The following is a 20735-nucleotide window of genomic DNA, read 5'->3' on the forward strand; positions in this document are numbered from 1 at the left end:
TGGAATATAAAAAAGGCTGTCTTATTTAGACAGCCTTTTGATTTTGTATGAAACTACTGGAAGCTTCATTTTATTTTAAACTTCCTACCATATCTTTTGGTTGTACCCATTCGTCAAATTCCTCTTCAGTAAGGTATCCAAGGCTTACGGCTTCTTCTTTAAGTGTAGTTCCATTTTTGTGAGCAGTATTCGCAATTTCAGCAGCTTTATAATATCCAATCTTGGTATTTAAAGCAGTTACGAGCATTAAAGAATTATTTAAATGCTCCTGGATTCTTTCATGGTTTGGTTCGATTCCCTGGGCACAATGTTCATCGAAAGAAACACAGGCATCACCAATTAATTCGGCACTCTGTAAGAGGTTTGCCGCCATTACCGGCTTAAAAACGTTAAGCTCAAACTGTCCCTGCATGCCGCCTGCACTAACAGCCAAATCGTTACCAATTACCTGTGCGCAAACCATTGTTAAAGCTTCACATTGCGTAGGATTTACTTTCCCTGGCATAATGGAAGAACCAGGTTCGTTGGCCGGAATATTAATTTCTCCAATTCCACAACGAGGACCACTGGCGATCATTCTAATATCATTACCAATTTTATTTAATGAAACCGCTAACTGTTTTAATGCTCCATGTGTTTCTACTAAAGCATCGTGAGCAGCAAGTGCTTCAAATTTGTTGGCTGCCGTAGTAAATGGTAAGCCTGTAAACTCCGCAATTTTTTCAGCAACTTTTTCAGCATAACCTTCAGGAGTGTTAAGTCCGGTTCCAACCGCAGTTCCTCCTAAGGCCAATTCGCCAAGATGCGGAAGTGTGTTTTCCAACGCTTTAATGCCATAATCTAATTGGGCCGCATAGCCACTAAATTCCTGTCCTAAGGTTAATGGAGTAGCATCCATAAAATGCGTACGTCCAATTTTTACTACTTCTCTAAAATCTTCCGATTTTTTCTTTAAGGTATCCCGAAGCTGTTTAACGCCTGGCAGGGTAACTTCGATCACTTTTTTATAAGCAGCGATGTGCATTCCGGTGGGGAAAGTATCATTAGAGGATTGCGATTTGTTAACATCGTCGTTGGGTTGAAGAGTTTTATCTCCTTCACCAATGGTTTTGCCTGCAATCTGGTGTGCCCGGTTTGCAATAACCTCATTAACATTCATATTTGATTGAGTACCACTACCGGTTTGCCAAATCACCAATGGGAATTGATCGTCGTGCTTACCTTCTAAAATTTCGTCACATACTTTAGCTATTAAATCCCTTTTTTCTTCAGCAAGAACACCTAACTCGCAGTTGGTATAGGCAGCTGCTTTTTTTAGATAAGCAAAACCATAGACAATTTCTAATGGCATACTTCCGGCCGGTCCTATTTTAAAATTATTACGGGAACGCTCGGTTTGTGCGCCCCAAAGTTTGTCTGAAGGAACTTTAACTTCCCCCATGGTATCTTTTTCTATTCTAAATTCCATAATGATAATATTGATTGTTTCACAAATTTAAGGTTTCAGCCACTTTTTAGGTATAAAAAAGCTTTAAAATTGAACCAAATACCTTGATATTCTGGATTGTTAATAGGATTGTTCAAAAATTCGAAATTAAATTGTGATAAGCTTTGTAATGTTTTTATCTTTGTTTTCCAAATACTGTAAATTATGATGTTCGAATTCGATCAATTTCTGGGTTTTTTGGCATTTCTAACAATCCTTACTATGGGATTCTGGCTAATGATTTTCCTTACAGCGGTGATCGTTCCTTATTGGTTAGGAGGTTCTATTATGGATCTTTTAAAAGAGAAGAAAGCTAAAAGGAAAGCTGCCAAAGAACAAAAAGCATAAAAAAAGGGACTTGAAATAGTCCCTTTTTTTATGCTTTATTTTTCCAGGAAAGGAAGAGTTAATTAAAACTCTCCTTCCATATCTTCTTCATTTCTATTTTGTTTTCTTTGCTGATTCTTTTGCTGATTAAATCTATAAATCAAAGAAACATTAATTTGGCGTTGTCTCCACTGGAATTCGCTATACTGTCTAAAGTTATCTGTAATTGTAGTTCCCTGCCTTTTTCTGGAATTAAGTAAGTCACTGGCGTTTAAAGAAAGGGTTGCGTTTTCATTAAAGATATCTTTACTAAGTGCTAAATCTATAGAAAGCATTCCTTTTCTTTCTCCCTGAATTTCATCTGTTGGCCCCATGTAAAAAGCATTTGTTTGCCAATCTATACCTAGCGGCAAACTAACTTTAGAGCTAAATCTACCAAACCAGCTATTATTTTTCTGACTATAATCCCTACCTTCAAACTCTCCTTCAATATTAAACTGGAAGAAGTTAAAACTACCGTTAAGTCTTAGCCAGTCTGTAGGATTATATAACAAACCAAGCTCTCCTCCTAAACGATCGTTAGTACCCAGGTTAATAGGTAATGTTCGGTTTACCTGAACCTGAGATCCATTTGGTCCTGAAATGGTAATTTGATCCTGAACGCGTTGAAAAGCATCGGTTTCTCTTTGAAAGTATACAGAAGAGGTAAAGGTTAGTTTCTCCCATCTTTTTAAGTATCCAAGATCAAAAGCATTTGAAAATGCCGGTTGTAAGTTTGGATTCCCCTGAAAGATATTTGTTCTACTGCTTCTTGAAGGAAATGGATTAATAAACCATCCACGAGGACGATTAATCCTACGGTTATATCCTAAAGTAATATTTTCTTCTTTACCCAATTCGTAAATAATATTTACAGTAGGAAATAACCCAAGGTAATTATTATCAAAATCGGTATTAATTTGGAAACCGAATTCTTCGCGTAATTCCGCTTCTGTTAATTCTGAATCGATACGTCCTTTAAGATTAGTGTTTTCTAATCGTAGACCTAACAGGAAGCTGAAATCTCCAAATTTAGAGCCATACTGTGTATAAAGTGCCTGTACATTTTCAGTATAATCAAAAATGTTGGTTTGATTTTGGTTAATGGCCAGCTCTCCATTTTCATTTTCCTGTCGCAATTCGTAATCTGTAATCGTGTTTTCAAAGTTTCCACGGTATCCTGCTTCAAACTGAGATTCCTCGCCAATAGGTAATACATAATCGGCCTGCACCAAATATTCTTTTTGCTTTTCTAAAGTATTGGTTTCTTCACGGGGAATATTTATATTGTTTTTATCGGTATTATTATAATCCGTAATTTCATTAATAAAAGCTGCTTGCTCTTCTTTGTCTGTATCAAATTGAAAATCGGCCGTTAACTGGTGACCATTATCATCAAATTTATTGATGTAATTTACCGCAAACTGATAACTTTCATCTTCCTCGGTTTCTAGTTCAGTTCTTGTAGTTCCTAATTGTGGTGTACCGTCAAGTAAGTATTCATTCCTATTGGTAGTAAGGTCTTCATCGTCGCCATTTCTATAAAAAATAGAACCGGTAATAGAAGATTGATCGTTAATGTAATATTCCAGTCCTATATTTGTATTAAAGCCTTTATTTTCACGATCCATGTCGCGATCTTCGATATTTCTGTTATAAGGAACACTATCCAGTAATGCGTCCTGTCTTGTCTGGAAATATTCAGTGTCATTATATCCGTAACCAGGGCTTTTTCTATAACGATAGCCGGTGGTATTAAAAAGATTATATTTTTCGGTACGATAATTAATATTTGCTGAAGCTCCTGCATTTGCAGGATCTCCGCCGGTTAAGGTAAGGGACCCATTAAAACCTAAAGTTTTATCTTTTCTAAGAATAATATTAAGGATACCAGCCGTACCCTCAGCATCATATCTTGCAGAAGGAGAGGTGATCACCTCTACACGCTCTATAGCATCTGCAGGAAGTTGACTTAAAACATCAGTAGAACCAAATCCCGCCATAGCAGAAGGTTTACCGTTAATCAGGATTCGTACATTTTCGTTACCTCTTAAGCTAATTCCGCCTTCCACATCTACAGAAACCGATGGTACGTTATTTAAAGCGTCACTAACAGTACCTCCGGCAGTGGTAAGATCTTTACCGATATTGTATATTTTTTTATCCAGTCTTACATCAACCTGAGTAGTTTCAGCTCTTACAACGACCTCATCAAGGCTGGCGGAACTTATTCCCAGCGCAATAGTGCCCAGGTTAAGATCTGCATTTACTGTTCTATTTTTAAAGACTTTGCTTTCGTACGAAATGAATTCTATTTTGATGTTATATGTTCCTTTTGCAACTTCAATAGCAAAGTTACCGTCAATATCGGTAACACCTCCGGTTACTTTGCTGGGATCATTGACATTAGTAATACTTACCGTAGCGTATTCTAACGGAACTTTTAAATCATTATCTATGACTTTACCCGTTACGGTATAATCTGCACCCTGTGCGAAAAGAGAAATGTTTAGGCTTAAAAAAAACAAAAGCACTAAACTGTGTCTAAAATTAAATTTGGCGGTCATTAAAACTTTTTCTTTTATGACCGCCTTTTATCGAAAAGGTTTAAATCCTATTGGTTAAACTTGCGTTAAAGAAGCCCGTAATTGCTGTTAAAAGGGAGCTTTATAGGCTGAACTTCAATTCTTAAGATTTTTTTCGAATTTCTTTATTTATGTTAAGATATTTTTCGAATTGACCTTTGGAAAGCACTTTTCCCAAATTGCGGTGCTCGGCTTTTTGAATACCTTTAAGCTTTCTTACCTGAGCGATAGGATTCATACTACTATTAATAATTTCGTTTTTCTTCAGGGTATATTCGATGATAAGATCTTCCATTTTACTGGTTTGCTCTTCATCTAATAATAATCGCTCTTTCCATAATAAAGCGAGTTCCTGTGCAATTTCTTTTATTTCTTCCCGGCTTTTTTTATTCATGTAAATTTGTGAGACCACAAATCCTGCGACAAGCATTCCTGCCAGGCTTATTAATGATATTCTTTGGTTAAGCGTAAGTTTCATGTTTTTAGTTTTTAGGAAGGAAGCGCTCTTGTTAAACTAGGTTATTTATTTCTTCAGGAGGTCTTCCTACAACAGCTTTGGTTTCATTTTCTACAATTGGTCGTTCTATTAGCTTAGGGTTTTCTACCATAATTCGTACCAATTCGTTTTCACTAAGATCTTTGTCTTTAAAATTCTCTTTCCATATCTTCTCATTTTTTCTAACTAACTGAATAGCCGTCATATTTAGTTTTGTTAGTAAAGCTTTTAGTTCTTTCTCAGATAAGGGCTCTTTTAGATATTCCCTTACGTGAAATTCTTTGCCCGAATTTTCTACAAGTTGTAATCCCTCTCTGGATTTTTTACATCGGGTATTGTGATAAATGGTAATCATTTTTTCTTTTTCTTTAAAATAAACAATTTTAGCTTTTAAGTCTTCTAAGTTCTAAAAAGCTAACATATTTTTATATAAAATACTGTTATTTTCTATAAATATCAATCTTCATTTTTTTGTCCCATCATCATTAGATAGGCTTTTAAAAACTGATCGATATGCCCGTCCATTACGCTGTCTACATTTCCGGTTTCTTCTGCGGTTCTAACATCTTTTACCAGTTTATAAGGGTGCATAACATAATTCCTGATTTGCGATCCCCATTCAATTTTCTTTTTGCTCGCTTCGATATCCTCCCGTTGCTCCCGCTGTTTTTCCAGTTCAATTTCGTACAACTGGGATTTAAGCATTTGCATGGCACGATTCCGGTTGTCGTGTTGCGAACGTGTCTCGGAACATGAAATTTGAATTCCGGTAGGATGGTGAACTAACTGTACTTTTGTTTCTACTTTATTTACATTTTGCCCACCGGCACCACTAGACCTTGCAGTGGTAATTTCGATATCAGCAGGATTGATCTCGATCTCTATCGTATCATCTACTAAAGGATAAACATAAACCGATGCAAAAGAGGTATGCCTTTTGGCATTACTGTCAAATGGCGAAATTCTAACCAATCGATGTACACCATTTTCTCCTTTAAGCCATCCAAAAGCATAATCCCCTTCAATTTCTAAGGTTACCGTTTTTATGCCTGCAACATCTCCTTCCTGATAGTTGAGTTCTTTTATCTTAAAACCTTGCTTTTCTGCCCACATCAGATACATACGCATTAACATTTGGGCCCAATCACAACTCTCAGTTCCACCCGCGCCGGCGGTAATTTGTAACACCGCACTTAAATCATCACCTTCTTCAGAAAGCATATTTTTGAATTCCAGTTCTTCTACGACATCCAGTATTTTTTGATACTGTTTTATAACATCGCTTTCTTCAGCTTCCCCTTCATTATAAAACTCGAGTAACACCTGTAATTCCTCCAAACCACTTTTAGCTACGTTATAATCATTCACCCATTTTTTCTTTCCTTTTAGGGTTTTCATGAATTCTTCGGCTTCTGAAGGATTATCCCAAAAACTGGGATCGAAGGTTTTTTCCTCTTCGTTCTGAATTTCAATTTGTTTCTGCTCAATATTTAAATGAACTTGTAAATTATCTATTCTTGTTGTTATATCTTTTACCTGATCGGTAGTTATCATAAAACTTAATTTAATGCAGTATACTTCTTTTTGGGTAATTAAAATTTGAAGAATTTGTTAATTCTATTGTTGGGCGTTTACTTCTACACTATACTTGGTGTGGTTTGCACCAGATGTGTAAACGATTCCTTTAATTGGTGGGCAATCTGAATAATCTTTGCCGTGTGCTACTTTGATATGATTTTCTGCAGCAATTAAATTATTTGTAGGATCAAAGCCAATCCATCCACATGCAGGGATAAACACTTCTGCCCAGGCGTGCATTTGTGAATCACCAAAATAACCATTTCCCTGGTGTAAATATCCTGAAACATAACGCGCCGGAATGTTATGGGAACGGGCAATGGCACAAAATAAATGGGTGAAATCCTGGCAAACTCCCTGTTTTTCCTCTAAAATGATATCCAGATCGGTATCGACGTCAGTTACATCTGTCTTAAAACTGAAACCATCAAAAATCCAGCTATTAAGATTTTTCATGTTTTCGAAAATGGATATTTGTTCGGAATAAAGAAAATCTATTTCGTGTCTTTTAGGAAGTTTGGTAAGTGTTGTTGATTTTAAATATATAGAATGCTCTACGATGAAGTTTAGTGAGTTAATTTGAGATAACTCATTATCTAAGCTTAGAGCAATCGTTTTTTCAAATGGATTAATATGATCTTTTATTAAATGAAACTCAGCTTCAAAATCAATCGATGTAAAGCTTTTTTTAGGATGGATCCTAAAGGTTTCAAACCCATATCCGTTAATGGATTTTTCTATGGGAATCTGTAGGGAATTCCGAAATTCTGAACTTATTATTTGTTGGGAACCTGAGTTTAATGGCGCAATTAAAAATTGCCATAGTGCTTCACCTACAAGATTTTCGTAGACGTTTGTTGCTGCATATTTTATGACGTAGTGTAGTGCCATGTTATAAAATAAATGCGAATTTAAAGATTCTGAGTTTTAAACATTCATAAAAAATACTCAATTTCTATTTTTTTTGCAATGTCATTTAGAGTCTTTAGAATTTTTTCGATAAAGCCCTGAACATCCTCTTCTATTTCTTCTATCGATTTAAATTCATATTCGGCTCGTACTTTTCCCACCAAAAATTCCGCCGAATTTTTATCGGGATGTTTTGAACGAGAGAGATCGGTAATGTGTCTACTCACCTGGTTTAGACTATTCATGATTGATCTTGGACAATCTGGATTGAGAATTAAAAATTCCAGGGTAGTTAAACTACGTGGTGTTTTTTTGTAATATCGCCGCATCATATCGTAAGATTCAGCACATTTTAGAAGCGTAGTCCATTCATAACTATTTTTTAGCTGATCGCCATAGCTGCCTCCGGCTAAATTTGCATCATTGTATTTTGCATTGATAATCCTTATAATCTGTGTCGCGCGCTCGATATTTATTCCTAACATGATAATGCTATACACATCGTCATGCAGTAAGGTGCCTCTTACTTTCGCTCTTAAAATCGAAGTAGACTCGGCTACATGCACAGTAAATTCATATAAGCCGCTTTTCATGAATTTTTCAGGTGAGTAATTAAGGGTGTAATGATAAAATTTGTTTAGGGATTCATATAATTCCGTAGAAATTAAATCCCTGGCGCTATTTGCATTTTCCCTGGCGTTTTGCAGATAATTAATAATAGAATCCGGCTTTTCCTTATTAAGAGCAATATCAAACAGCACCTGTCCTTCATCTAGTTGCACGTTAGGATCTGTAACGGCATCGCTAGCCATAAACAGCATGGATCTAAGAACAAATTGCCTGGATTGCGAAAGCTCGTTGGGTGCATCCAGTGAGGAAAAGTAGTTTACATTTAAATATCGCGCCACATGTTCAGATCTTTCTATATAGCGCCCCATCCAGAAGAGGTTATTGGCAACTCTTGCTAACATAAATTTTAAATTATTTTTTTAATACCCAGGTATCTTTAGAACCACCTCCTTGTGAGGAATTTACTATAAGATTCCCTTTTTTGAGTGCCACGCGGGTTAGACCGCCTTTTAGCACAAAGCTTTTATCTTTTCCCAGCAGGCAGAAAGTTCTTAGATCTACGTGTCTTGGTTCAAAGCTTTTGCTATCTTCTATGTAGGTTGCATGCACAGAAAGTGACATGATAGGTTGGGCAATGTATTTTCTGGGGTTTTCTTTTATAACCTTTTTTACATTTTCGATTTCTTCTTTGGTAAGTTTATTTCCAATAGAAATTCCATAACCTCCAGCTTCATCTACAGGTTTTATAACCAGATTTTCAATGTTATCCAAAACATATTTAAGTTCATCGGGACGATGGCAATGGTAGGTATGAACATTGCTTAAAATGGGTTCTTCTCCCAGGTAATATTTAATGATTTGCGGCATATAGGTGTAAATGGCCTTATCGTCTGCAACCCCGGTCCCGGGGGCATTTACAAGGCAAACATTTCCTAGTTTATAGGCGGCTAGCAGGCCGGGAACGCCTAGAGTAGAGTCTGGTCTAAATTCCAGCGGATCCATAAAAGTATCGTCGATTCTCCTATAGATCACATCTACTTTTTGCGCACCGTTTATGGTACGCATATAAACAAAATCATTTTCTACAAACAAATCCCGTCCTTCAACAAGTTCAACGCCCATAGCTTTTGCTAAATAAGAATGCTCGTAATAAGCAGAATTATAAATCCCAGGAGTAATGACCACGCAGGTTGGAGCGTCTACACCATGTGGTTTTACCGACTCCATAATTTCTAGAAGATTTTCAGCATAATCGGTCACCGTATGCGTCTGGTAATGATTAAAAACACCAAATAAGGCTCTCTTAAGAGCCGTGCGGTTACAAATAACATAACTTACTCCAGAGGGGCAGCGTATATTATCTTCAAGAACATAATACTTGCCATCAGAATGTTTGATGAGATCGGTGCCGCTTATATGATTATAGATTCCTCCGGGAGGATTTAAGCCCTGCATTTGATCTAAATAATTAGCAGAAGAATTTATAAGGTCTATAGGAACTATTCCTTGTTTTAAGATCTTTTTGTCATGATAAATATCCCAAAGGAAGTGATTCAATGCTTTGCTGCGTTGTAAAACGCCCTTTTCTATATGGCTCCATTCTTTATGATCGATAATTCTAGGAAATAAATCAAACGGAAAAATTTTCTCCTTGGTTTCATGCTCTCCATAAACCTGAAAGGTAATTCCCTGGTTAAAAAATGAGGCTTTCGCTTTTTCATTTAATCTCGCGAAATCCTGAACGGTATGCTCACTATAAAGATTCAACAGCGTTTTATAAACCTCTTTAACTTCGTTGTTTTCTGAAAAAATTTCGTCGTAAAAATGAGTATCCCTTTGGTAAGACGAAAAGCTTGGTTGGCTAGTATTTAGTTTCATTAGCACTTATTTTCTCTTAAAATACAGAAAATCTTTATGTTACCCTATGAATTATCCATATTAATAAGTGTTGAGCTCTACTATTTTCGTAAAAAATCAGCTTTTTTTAAACCGAATTATTAGAAATTAACCTATGGAGCTGAAAATCCTTTTTTATCGATTTGAAAAAATTAAATTTGAAGAACATCTAAACTACCTTTATGAAAAAAATACTACTACTTATCGTACTGTTTTCACAGTATACATTTAGCCAGTTTCTGGAAAAAAAAGAAGATTTGAAGAAATATGAAGGTTACTTCGATTTCTATTACAATCCAAAAGCTGATGAAATTTACCTTGAAGTTGATAAAATAGATAGTCTCTTTTTATATAATCATGCGTTGAGAAGCGGAGTAGGGAGTAACGATATAGGATTAGATCGTGGCCAGTTAGGAGGAGCTTCGGTAGTTAAATTTCAGCGTGCCGGTGATAAGTTATTGCTGGTAGAGCCTAACCAGCGTTATCGTGCAGTGACCGATAATGAACTGGAAAAGCAAAGCATTGAAGAAGCCTTTGCAAAATCGGTAATTTATGGTTTCGAAATAAAGGAGGAGAAGGATGGTAAGTTGATTATCGATCTTACCCCTTTTATTATGGAAGATGCTCATGGCGTGGCTCAGCGTTTAAAACGCGGAAACTACGGAAGTTATAAGGTTAGTCAAAATAAAAGTGCTTTGCAGTTAGATCGAACTAAAGCTTTTCCTAAAAATGTAGAGTTTGAAAGCCTGCTTACTTTTGAAGGATCACCACAGGGAGGTACAGTTAGAAGTGTGGTACCCGATGCGGCTAATATTAGCGTAATTCAGCATTATTCTTTTGTAGAATTGCCAGACGATCATTATAAAAAAAGGATTTTTGATCCTAGAAGCGGCGTAAATTCAATTTCATACTACGATTATGCGACACCAATTTATGAACCCATTTTAAAGCGATACATTGTTCGTCACCGATTGGAAAAGAAAAATCCGGAAGCTGAAGTTAGCGAAGCGGTAGCACCTATTATCTATTATTTGGATCCCGGTACGCCAGAGCCGGTTCGTTCAGCATTATTAGAAGGTGCAAGCTGGTGGAATCAGGCTTATGAAAGTATTGGCTACAAAGATGCATTTCAGGTAAAAATGTTACCAGAAGGTGCAGACCCTTTAGATGTTAGATACAACGTGATCCAGTGGGTACATCGTTCTACGCGCGGTTGGAGTTATGGTGCGAGTGTGGTCGATCCAAGAACCGGTGAAATTATTAAAGGACATGTAAGTTTGGGAAGTTTAAGAATACGCCAGGATTTTATGATCGCCCAGGCATTATTAAATAAACCTTTTGCTCAAAGTGATGAAAATAATGAGAAAATGATGGAAATGGCAATTGCCAGAATTCGTCAACTTTCCGCTCACGAAGTTGGACATACTTTAGGGTTTGCTCATAACTTTGCGGCCAGTGTTAGCGATAGAGCTTCGGTAATGGATTATCCTCATCCGCAATTCAGTATAGAGAATGGAGAAATTACCGCAGCGAATGCCTACGATACCAATATAGGCGAATGGGATAAACTAATTGTGAAATATGCCTATGCAGATATTCCTAAGGATACTTCAGAAAGAAAGTACTTGAATGCCGTAATTCAGGAAGCTTATGATCAGGGTATTCAGTTTATCAGTGATAGTGATGCCCGTGCGCAAGATGGCGCTCATGTAAATGCACATTTATGGGATAATGGTAATGATGTTACTGAAGAATTAGAAAATGTACTCAAAATTCGTGAAAAAGCAATAGAGAATTTTTCTGAGGATAATTTTAGGACCAACGAGCCTTATTCGGTTTTAGAGGATGTTTTTGTTCCTTTATATTTCTTCCACCGGTATCAAACAGAAGCGGTAAGTAAGCTAGTGGGGGGGCTAGATTATAATTTTGCCGTTAAAGGCGGAGCAGAGAAAGTTGTAGAAACGCTCTCGCCAAAACGTCAAAAATCAGCTTTGGATGTATTATTGCAAACTTTAAAAGCGGAGACAATTGCTATTCCAAAGGAAAAATTAGCACTTTTCCCGCCAAGAGCTTTTGGTTATGGCAGATCAAGAGAATCTTTTAAAAGTAATACTGGTGTTGCTTTCGATGCATTAGGAGGACCGGCTACGGCCAGTGATATGACCTTAGGTTTATTATTAAATCCTGAGCGAATGGCACGACTGGCTCAACAAAAATCATTGGATAAAAAGCAATTAGGATTAGGGGATATGCTGGAAAAATTAATTGCTGAGACTATCCAATATCAACCTAAGGATTCTTATTTGCTTGCGGTACAGCAAACTATAAATTATAATGTACTGCAGCATTTATTTAACTTAGCAGCAAGTAAAAAAAGTACGCCATTGGTAAAAGCTGAAGTTTATAAACAGCTAGCCGAATTAGAAGATTGGTTGGAAGAACAGGACGGAGCAATTTATGAGCAAATGCTTGAAGAAATCGAACTGTTTATGGATAAGCCGGAAGAATTTGAACCAATGCTAGCGGCGCCTAAAATTCCGGATGGTTCACCAATTGGAAGTTTTATGTGTACAGGATTTTAGAAAAATTACATTCATTTTTATGAGCGAAATAGATTTAAGAAGTGATACCGTTACCAAACCTACAAAAGGAATGCTAAAGGCCATGATGAATGCCGAAGTGGGTGACGATGTATATAAAGAAGACCCTTCGGTTAATGCTTTAGAAGAAAAATTGGCCAAACTTTTTGGAAAAGATGAAGCTTTATTTTTTCCTACCGGAAGTATGGCCAACCAGGCCGCCATAAAACTCCATACGCAACCTGCAGACCAGTTAATCTGTGATAAATGGGCACATGTTTATAATTATGAGGGTGGTGGCGCAAGTTTTAATAGTGGCGTAAGCTGTAAACTTGTAGATGGTCATCGGGGTATGATCACTGCCAAACAGGTAGAAGAAAATATAAATCCACCAGATTTTTATCATAGTCCGCTTACGACTTTGGTATGCCTGGAAAACACCACAAACAAAGGCGGCGGAGCTTGTTATGACCTGGAAGAAATTAAAAAGATCAGAAAAGTTTGTAATACCCACAATCTTGGACTGCATTTAGATGGCGCCAGGTTATTTAATGCCCTGGTTGCAAAAGGAGAATCACCTAAAGAATACGGAAAGCTTTTCGATACCATTTCGGTATGTCTTTCTAAAGGATTGGGAATACCAATGGGATCTGTTCTTATAGGAAATAAGGAATTAATGAAAGGCGCTATGCGTATTCGTAAAGTTTTAGGAGGTGGCATGCGCCAGGTTGGTTTTATGGCTGCTGCAGGAATTTATGCTTTAGATAATCATATAGAACGTCTAGATGAAGACCATAAAAGAGCCGCAGAAATTGCTGAAACCTTAAGTATGCAGGCTTATATTGGAGCAGTAGAGCCGGTGGAAACCAATATTATTATTTTTAATCTCAAAGATGCTTCTGCCGAAGCCGAATTCAATAAAATTCTTCAGAAAAATAGCATCAGGATTAGTGCTCTGGGGAAAGGGAAATTAAGGATCGTAACCCATTTGGACTATACTGAAGGTATGCACCAAAAATTTCTTTCTGTTTTAAAGAATATAGAACTTTAACTGATTTTGGAAATCTTAACGCAAGCTTACAAGGATATTAATACATTTTTTGTGACCTAATTTTTAAATTTCAAAAAATAAAAGTTATAGAAATGAAAAATGTATTGCCAAGAAAGGATGCGCCACAACTAAGCGTACAAACGACTAAAGGGGTGCGGTGGAATCTTGAAGACGAAAAGCCTGAAAATTTTACAATGCTAGTTTTTTATCGCGGCATCCACTGCCCGGTATGTAAGAAATATTTAACCGAATTAAATTCAAAAATATCTGAATTTGATGAAAGGGGAATAGAAGTGGTTTGCATTAGTGCAAATACAGAAGAATTGGCGAAAAAAACTGTAGAATCCTGGGATATCGATAAGCTAAATATAGCGTATGGTTTGTTAACTGAGGATGCCAGAAAATGGGATTTATATATTTCTGAAGGAATAAACGATAAGGAGCCTGAAGCATTTTTTGAACCGGGTTTGTTCTTAATCAAACCCGATAATACTGTTTACGCGGCAAGTATACAATCCATGCCTTTTGCCAGACCTAATTTTGATGAGGTGTTAAAAGCTATCGATTTTGTTTTAGATAAAAATTATCCGGCACGAGGAGAAGCCTAATATCAAAAAAGAAGCAGTCTGAAAAAGGATTTGACTTTGATTTTTAGACTGTTTTTTTTAGTTATCGCTTAGTTTCTTTCTAAAGAAAAATGGCGCTGAAATTCCGTGTATAATAATCGAACAAAATACTATTAAAGTAACAATAGTGTAAAGTTCGTTGCTACCAGATGTATCGTTTAAATAGACGAATGCCCAGGAGAGGTAAAAAAGTGAACCTATCCCTCTAACACCAAAAAAGCTAATCGTAAATCGTTCTTTTCTGCTCATTCTAGTACCTGTAAGAGCTATTAATCCACACAAGGGACGTAAAATAATTACAATACCAATAGCGATAGCGATCGTTTGCCAGCTTAATCCGGATAAAAAACCACTCATGATCGTCCCGGCAAAAAGTACTACCCATAATACCAGTAATAAGCGTTCGATTTCATCTATAAAACTATGTAGCTTTTTCTTATACTGGTTATCGATACGATAGGAGTTTCTAAGTGTTAGACTGGTGATAAAAACCGCTAAAAATCCGTAACCGTGTATAAGTTCGGTAAGGCTATACGTAGCGATTGCAAGGGAAAATGCCAACAAACCATCCCAGGTCTTTATACCAAAAAGTTCTTTTAAATATTTCTGAAGTTTGATAATAATCCATCCCATTAAAAAACCGGCAACTATTCCTATTACGATTTTTAATAGAAATTTATCGAGAAACCAGTTTAGCCAGTCAAAATTCTCGATACCGTTGTTTTTAATAAGCAGCGCACCAAGATAGGTAAAAGGAAATGCTAAGCCGTCGTTGATCCCGGCTTCAGATGTTAAGGTGAATTCCGGTAAATTTCTGCGGTCTTTATCTTTATCCAGGTAGGTTTCCTTTAGCTGCACTTCAGAGGCCAGCACAGGATCTGTAGGTGCCATTACCGCAGCCAGTAATACTGCAAGAGGTATGGAGAGGGAAAGCAGATTTATTCCTATAAAGAATATACTAATCATCGTTAAAGGCATGGCAATAGCTATAAGCCTAAACGGTACTTTCCAGTTCTTTCTGGCGTAGGAAATATCGATTTTAAGCCCGGCGGTCATTAGAGAAACGACCACTATAATTTCTGATAATAGCATGATTTCGCTATTATGCGAATTATGATCAGGCCATGTGATAGGAATTTCAAGCCAATATAGACCAAACCCCATCAATAGTAAAAAAATAGGATAACTAATCTTAACTTTTTTGGAGATCGAAGGAAGCCAAGCCATGCTTAGGACACAGGTACTTATGGCTGCCAGTATAAGTAATTGTTCTTTCAAAAGGAATTTTTTAGCAATACTAATTTAACCTATCTTTTTAAAAGAGCATGGGCATTAACATTTTTATAAAAAAACTGCAATCTTAAGATTGCAGTTTTCCTGTTACTTTAATAGAAAATGAAAAGTGCTTTACTTTTATCACTTTTCACTTTCTCAGCCTTTCAACTTTCTCAACTACTTAAACATATCACCCAGCCCAGGAATATCAGGCATACCGTCTTTTGCAGCAGCACCAAGCTCTTTTTCGTTAATATCAGAGGCTTTGGAAATGGCTTTATTGAGGGTAAGTACTAAATAATCTTCCAATTGCTCTTTATCCTCTAAAAGTTCGTCGGCAATATCGATACTTTTTACTTCTCGAGCAGCAGTTACAGTTACTTTTAGGAGTCCGTCACTGGACTGCTCATCGATAAGAACGGTTTTAAGGCGTTCTTTTGTTTTTTCTACATTATCCTGGGCTTCTTTGATTTTATTCATCATACCCATCATATCTCCAAACATAGTCTGTTTCTTTTTTAGTTAGAAGTACAAAATTAGTAAAATCTAAGCTGAAGTTGTTCTAAGAAATTGTGAATCTGTGATTACGATTTTAGATTTGAAGCCTTACCTTTGCGCAGGTTAAAAAATTTGATTTGATTTTGAATAAAGAAGTGCAGCCACCAAAGGCAAAAAAGATACCCGCAGAATTAGAAATTCATGGTGATATTAGAATTGACAATTATTACTGGATGAATGATCGTGAAGATCCTGAAGTAATTGCCTATCTAAATGCCGAAAATGATTATAAAGACAAACAAACGGCCCATACCAAAGAATTTCAGATACGTTTATTCGAGGAAATGAAGGCCAGGATCAAGGAAGACGACCAGTCGGTTCCTTATCGTCTAAATGGTTACTGGTACATTACACGTTTCGAAAAAGGAGGAGATTATCCTATTTATTCCAGAAAAAAGGGGACCCAGGAGGCCCCCGAAGAAGTGATGTTTAATGTAAACATTATGGCTGAAGGTTATGATTATTATCGTTTAGGCGGTTTAAATGTTAGCCCCGATAATAAAATGGTCGCTTTTGGAACAGATACCGTAAGTCGTAGAAAATATACCATCCAGGTAAAGAATTTGGAGACCGGAGAATTATATCCTGAAAAAATTGAAAATACTACCGGCGGTTCTACCTGGGCAAACGATAATAAAACCTTGTATTATACAAAGAAGGATGAACAAACTTTGCGAAGCTTTCAGATCTATAAACATATTTTAGGTACAGATCCGGCAGAAGATCAATTGGTTTATCAGGAAGATGATGAAACCTTTAATACCTATGTTTATAAATCGAAATCTAAAAGGTATATCGTTATTGGGTCGCATAGTACCTTAACTACAGAGTATCGTGTCTTAGAAGCAGATAAACCTGAAGGTGATTTTAAGATAATTCAGCCACGGGTACGCGGATTAGAATACAGTATTTCTCATTTTGGTGAGCATTTTTATATTCTTACTAATAAAGATGAAGCCCGTAATTTTAAGCTTATGAAAACCCCGGTTTCAGCAACTGAAAAAGAAAATTGGGAAGATGTGATTGCGCACCGTGAAGATGTACTTATAGAGGATATCGACATTTTTAAAGACTTTCTGGTGATTGGGGAGCGTAAAAACGGACTTAATGAAATAAGGATTATTCGTTGGGACGAAAGTGATGATTATCTTATTCCGTTTGACAATGAAACTTATACGGCGTTTACTTCTATAAACCCTGATTTTGATACCCAAGTGCTTCGATACACTTATAATTCGATGACCACACCAACATCTGTAGTTGATTTTAATATGGTTACCAAAGAAAAAACGGTATTAAAAGAGCAGGAAGTTTTAGGTGGTAAATTCAGAAAGGAGAATTATACTTCAGAGCGTATTTGGGCAACCGCCGAGGATGGCACAAAAGTTCCGGTTTCTTTGGTGTATAGAAAAGGAATTAAGAAGAATGGAAATAATCCTTTGCTGCAGTACGCCTATGGCTCCTATGGTTCAACAATCGATCCTTATTTTTCAACCGTAAGACTAAGTTTACTGGATCGCGGATTTGTATATGCCATTGCACATATACGTGGAGGAGAATATTTAGGCAGAAACTGGTATGAAGATGGCAAGTTGTTTACCAAACGAAATACATTTACCGATTTCATAGATGTTTCGAAGCACCTTATTGCCGAAAAATATACTTCTGAAGAAAAATTATTCCCTATGGGAGGTTCTGCCGGTGGTTTATTGATGGGAGCGGTAATAAATATGGCTCCACATTTATATAAGGGTGTTATTGCAGCGGTTCCATTTGTAGATGTGGTAACAACCATGTTAGATGATAGTATCCCGTTAACAACAGGGGAGTATGATGAATGGGGAAATCCTAATGAAAAAGATTATTATGAGTATATGTTATCGTATTCTCCGTATGATAATGTAGTAGCTCAGGATTATCCTAATATGTTAGTAACTACCGGTTTGCATGATTCACAAGTACAATATTGGGAACCAGCAAAATGGGTCGCTAAACTAAGAGAGTTAAAAACCGATACTAATCTTTTGATATTACACACAAACATGGATGCCGGCCATGGCGGGGCTTCAGGAAGGTTTGAAGCACTTAGGGAAGTTGCCGAAGAATATGCATTTTTGTTCGATTTAGTTGGAATTAAGGAATAATTAAAAAAATTTGCCTTAACTTTGAACGGTTTTGAAACATTTTTCCCGGCTTTAAAAAAGCCAACCTTAAAACGTAAAGAACTTCATTTATGAAAGAAGATTTGCAGGTGTACGATAATGTTCTACAGCTTATAGGAAAGACACCGCTAGTACAGCTTAATAAGATCACTGAAGGTTTCAAAGGAGATTTCTACGCTAAAGTAGAAGCTTTTAATCCGGGGCACTCCTCTAAAGATCGAATTGCTTTATATATTATTGAAGAAGCAGAGCGCAAAGGAATATTAAAGCCCGGAGATACCATTATTGAGACCACTTCTGGTAATACAGGATTCAGTATCGCAATGGTGAGCCAGGTTAAAGGTTATGATTGTATTTTGGCTGTGAGCTCTAAAGCCTCGAAAGACAAAATCGATATGCTAAGAACTATGGGAGCTAAGGTGTATGTTTGCCCGGCACATGTGGCAGCAGACGATCCGCGCTCTTATTACGAAGTGGCTAAAAGGCTTCATCGAGAAATTAAAGGATCTGTGTATATCAATCAATACTTCAACGATTTAAATACCGAAGCGCATTATAAGTCTACCGGTCCAGAAATATGGAGCCAGACGGAAGGTAAAATAACACACCTTATTGCATGTAGTGGTACTGGAGGAACCATTTCTGGAACTGCCAGATATCTTAAAGAGCAAAATCCAAACGTAAATATTATAGGGATCGATGCTTATGGTTCAGTATTAAAAAAATACCATGAAACCAGAGAATTTGATGCTGAAGAAATTTATCCATATAGAATTGAAGGTTTGGGTAAAAACTTAATTCCTACCGCTACGGATTTTGATGCTATTGATCGTTTTGTGAAAGTGACTGATGAAGAAAGTGCCCATACTGCCAGAGAACTTGCAAAAACCGAAGGGATGTTTGTAGGTTATACCAGCGGTGCGGCAACACAGGGTGTAAAGCAATTGGCAGAGGAAGGCGAATTTGATGAAAATTCTAAAGTAGTTATTATGTTCCCAGATCACGGAAGCCGATACATGAGTAAAATTTATAGTGATGACTGGATGGAAGAACAGGGATTTTTTGATACCAAAAATGAAGCTGAGGTTAGAGCTATAGAATTTATCAAGTAATATTTTGCATTTACTATTAAATATATAAAAAAACAAGGCATCCTCTACCTAGAGGATGCTTTGTTTTTTTAAAAGCTATACAAAATACTTTGTAGAATTGAACCGAATTTCAGTATTTTTGCGGTTCGTATAAAAAATATTCAATGAGAGATCTGTTTGACAAAATATACAAGGATAAAGGGCCTTTAGGAAAATGGGCAGAGCAGGCAGAAGGATACTTCGTGTTCCCAAAGCTGGAAGGACCTATTTCTAATAGAATGAAGTTTAGAGGGAGAGATGTGATCACATGGAGTGTAAATGACTATCTAGGTCTTGCCAATCATCCAGAGGTTAGAAAAGTAGATGCCGAGGCTGCGGCCGAGTGGGGTTCTGCTTATCCTATGGGAGCAAGGATGATGAGTGGTCATACAAGTTTGCATGAAAAACTTCAGGACGAGTTGGCTTCTTTTGTACACAAGCAGGCTGCTTATCTTTTAAACTTTGGATACCAGGGAATGGTATCTACTATTGATGCGCTGGTATCTAAACAAGATGTTATTGTTTACGATGTAGATGCTCATGCTTGTATTATAGACGGTGTTCGCCTTCATTTAGGACAACGCTTTACCTACAAGCACAACGATATGGAAAGTATCGAAAAAAATCTGCAGAGAGCTACTAAAATAGCAGAACAAACAGGAGGAGGAATCCTTTTAATTTCTGAAGGTGTTTTTGGTATGCGTGGTGAGCAGGGAAAACTTAAAGAAATTGTAGAGCTTAAGAAAAAATATAAATTCCGTCTTTTTGTAGATGATGCACATGGTTTTGGAACTTTAGGAAAAACCGGAGCAGGAGCAGGAGAAGAGCAGGGAGTGCAGGATGATATCGATGTATATTTTGCCACTTTCGCTAAATCTATGGCAAGTACGGGCGCTTTTATTGCCGGTGATAAGGAAATTATCGATTATTTAAAATATAATCTTAGATCCCAGATGTTTGCTAAATCACTGCAAATGCAATTAGTGGTTGGAGCGCTTAAACGCCTTGAAATGCTTAGAACAAGACCAGAGCTTAAAAATAAGTTATGGGAAAATGTAAATGCACTGCAAAACGGATTAAAAGATCGTGGTTTTGATATTGGTACTACACAAAGTTGTGTGACCCCGGTATACCTGAAAGGAAGTATTCCTGAAGCTATGGCTTTGGTAAAAGACCTTCGTGAAAATTACGGAGTTTTCTGTTCTATTGTAGTTTATCCGGTAATTCCAAAAGGATTAATTTTATTACGAATGATCCCAACCGCTACTCATACATTACAGGATGTAGAAGAAACTTTAGAGGCTTTTTCTTCTATTAGAGAGCGCCTTGAGAACGGAACATATAAAAGATTATCAGCATCTGTAGCTGCGGCAATGGCTAATAAAGCTTAATAAAACAGATCATCACAATAGTATAAAAAAACCGCTAAATTTTCTTTAGCGGTTTTTTTATGCCTATTTTTAATGAA

The 20735-nt window shown here is 36.8% G+C and carries 17 protein-coding genes; 7 read left to right on the plus strand and 10 right to left on the minus strand.

Features of this window, described 5'->3' with window-relative positions; translation table 11 throughout:
* Positions 1-70: 70 nt before the first annotated feature.
* Positions 71-1468, minus strand: a complete 1398-nt coding sequence (gene fumC / locus ZPR_RS11065) for a class II fumarate hydratase (RefSeq protein WP_013071753.1) — start codon at positions 1466-1468, stop codon at positions 71-73.
* A gap of 186 nt (positions 1469-1654) precedes the next feature.
* Here fumC and ZPR_RS11070 point away from each other — a divergent pair, with 186 nt between their 5' ends.
* Positions 1655-1834 carry a hypothetical protein gene (locus ZPR_RS11070; RefSeq protein ID WP_041579968.1) on the plus strand — a complete coding sequence of 60 codons (180 nt, stop codon included), beginning with the start codon at positions 1655-1657 and terminating at the stop codon, positions 1832-1834.
* Positions 1835-1896: 62 nt separating this feature from the next.
* Here ZPR_RS11070 and ZPR_RS11075 read toward each other — a convergent pair whose 3' ends face one another.
* From ZPR_RS11075 to ZPR_RS11105, 7 genes are all read right to left on the minus strand, one after another.
* Positions 1897-4419 carry a TonB-dependent receptor gene (locus tag ZPR_RS11075; protein WP_013071755.1) on the minus strand — a complete coding sequence of 841 codons (2523 nt, stop codon included), beginning with the start codon at positions 4417-4419 and terminating at the stop codon, positions 1897-1899.
* Positions 4420-4540: 121 nt separating this feature from the next.
* The gene (locus tag ZPR_RS11080; RefSeq protein WP_013071756.1) at positions 4541-4915 is read right to left on the minus strand and encodes a hypothetical protein; all 375 of its coding nucleotides are present in this window, start codon (positions 4913-4915) and stop codon (positions 4541-4543) included.
* A 31-nt stretch (positions 4916-4946) separates the two neighbouring features.
* A complete protein-coding gene (gene arsC, locus ZPR_RS11085) occupies positions 4947-5288 on the minus strand; it encodes an arsenate reductase (glutaredoxin) (RefSeq protein WP_013071757.1) in 342 nt (113 codons plus the stop codon).
* 101 nt (positions 5289-5389) lie between these two features.
* The gene (gene prfB, locus ZPR_RS11090; protein WP_013071758.1) at positions 5390-6487 is read right to left on the minus strand and encodes a peptide chain release factor 2; all 1098 of its coding nucleotides are present in this window, start codon (positions 6485-6487) and stop codon (positions 5390-5392) included.
* Between the two features lie 63 nt (positions 6488-6550).
* Entirely contained in the window at positions 6551-7402 is an 852-nt protein-coding gene (locus tag ZPR_RS11095; protein WP_013071759.1) for a transglutaminase-like domain-containing protein, read from the minus strand.
* A 44-nt stretch (positions 7403-7446) separates the two neighbouring features.
* Positions 7447-8391: an alpha-E domain-containing protein gene (locus ZPR_RS11100; protein ID WP_013071760.1), complete on the minus strand. Its 945-nt coding sequence runs from the start codon at positions 8389-8391 to the stop codon at positions 7447-7449.
* 10 nt (positions 8392-8401) lie between these two features.
* On the minus strand, positions 8402-9868 hold the full coding sequence (locus ZPR_RS11105; RefSeq protein WP_013071761.1) for a circularly permuted type 2 ATP-grasp protein: 1467 nt from the start codon (positions 9866-9868) through the stop codon (positions 8402-8404).
* Between the two features lie 200 nt (positions 9869-10068).
* Between ZPR_RS11105 and ZPR_RS11110 the strand changes: the two genes are divergently transcribed.
* The 3 genes from ZPR_RS11110 to ZPR_RS11120 all read left to right on the plus strand — a co-directional run bounded on the left by ZPR_RS11110 (position 10069) and on the right by ZPR_RS11120 (position 14124).
* Positions 10069-12468: a zinc-dependent metalloprotease gene (locus tag ZPR_RS11110; RefSeq protein ID WP_013071762.1), complete on the plus strand. Its 2400-nt coding sequence runs from the start codon at positions 10069-10071 to the stop codon at positions 12466-12468.
* 19 nt (positions 12469-12487) lie between these two features.
* On the plus strand, positions 12488-13516 hold the full coding sequence (locus ZPR_RS11115) for a threonine aldolase family protein (RefSeq protein WP_013071763.1): 1029 nt from the start codon (positions 12488-12490) through the stop codon (positions 13514-13516).
* A gap of 92 nt (positions 13517-13608) precedes the next feature.
* The gene (locus tag ZPR_RS11120; RefSeq protein ID WP_013071764.1) at positions 13609-14124 is read left to right on the plus strand and encodes a peroxiredoxin-like family protein; all 516 of its coding nucleotides are present in this window, start codon (positions 13609-13611) and stop codon (positions 14122-14124) included.
* Positions 14125-14181: 57 nt separating this feature from the next.
* Here ZPR_RS11120 and ZPR_RS11125 read toward each other — a convergent pair whose 3' ends face one another.
* Both ZPR_RS11125 and ZPR_RS11130 read right to left on the minus strand, forming a co-directional pair.
* The gene (locus tag ZPR_RS11125; RefSeq protein WP_228249828.1) at positions 14182-15420 is read right to left on the minus strand and encodes a cation:proton antiporter; all 1239 of its coding nucleotides are present in this window, start codon (positions 15418-15420) and stop codon (positions 14182-14184) included.
* A gap of 174 nt (positions 15421-15594) precedes the next feature.
* Entirely contained in the window at positions 15595-15921 is a 327-nt protein-coding gene (locus ZPR_RS11130) for a YbaB/EbfC family nucleoid-associated protein (protein ID WP_013071766.1), read from the minus strand.
* A gap of 137 nt (positions 15922-16058) precedes the next feature.
* Between ZPR_RS11130 and ZPR_RS11135 the strand changes: the two genes are divergently transcribed.
* The 3 genes from ZPR_RS11135 (at position 16059) to ZPR_RS11145 (ending at position 20658) form a co-directional block, all read left to right on the plus strand.
* The gene (locus ZPR_RS11135) at positions 16059-18119 is read left to right on the plus strand and encodes a S9 family peptidase (RefSeq protein ID WP_013071767.1); all 2061 of its coding nucleotides are present in this window, start codon (positions 16059-16061) and stop codon (positions 18117-18119) included.
* Positions 18120-18208: 89 nt separating this feature from the next.
* The gene (locus tag ZPR_RS11140) at positions 18209-19249 is read left to right on the plus strand and encodes a cysteate synthase (RefSeq protein ID WP_013071768.1); all 1041 of its coding nucleotides are present in this window, start codon (positions 18209-18211) and stop codon (positions 19247-19249) included.
* 143 nt (positions 19250-19392) lie between these two features.
* Positions 19393-20658 (plus strand): cysteate-C-fatty acyltransferase, encoded by a 1266-nt coding sequence (locus ZPR_RS11145; RefSeq protein WP_013071769.1) that lies wholly within the window; start codon positions 19393-19395, stop codon positions 20656-20658.
* Positions 20659-20735 lie beyond the last annotated feature (77 nt).

The sequence above is a fragment of the Zunongwangia profunda SM-A87 genome, assembly GCF_000023465.1.
GTDB classification, from domain to species: Bacteria; Bacteroidota; Bacteroidia; order Flavobacteriales; family Flavobacteriaceae; genus Zunongwangia; species Zunongwangia profunda.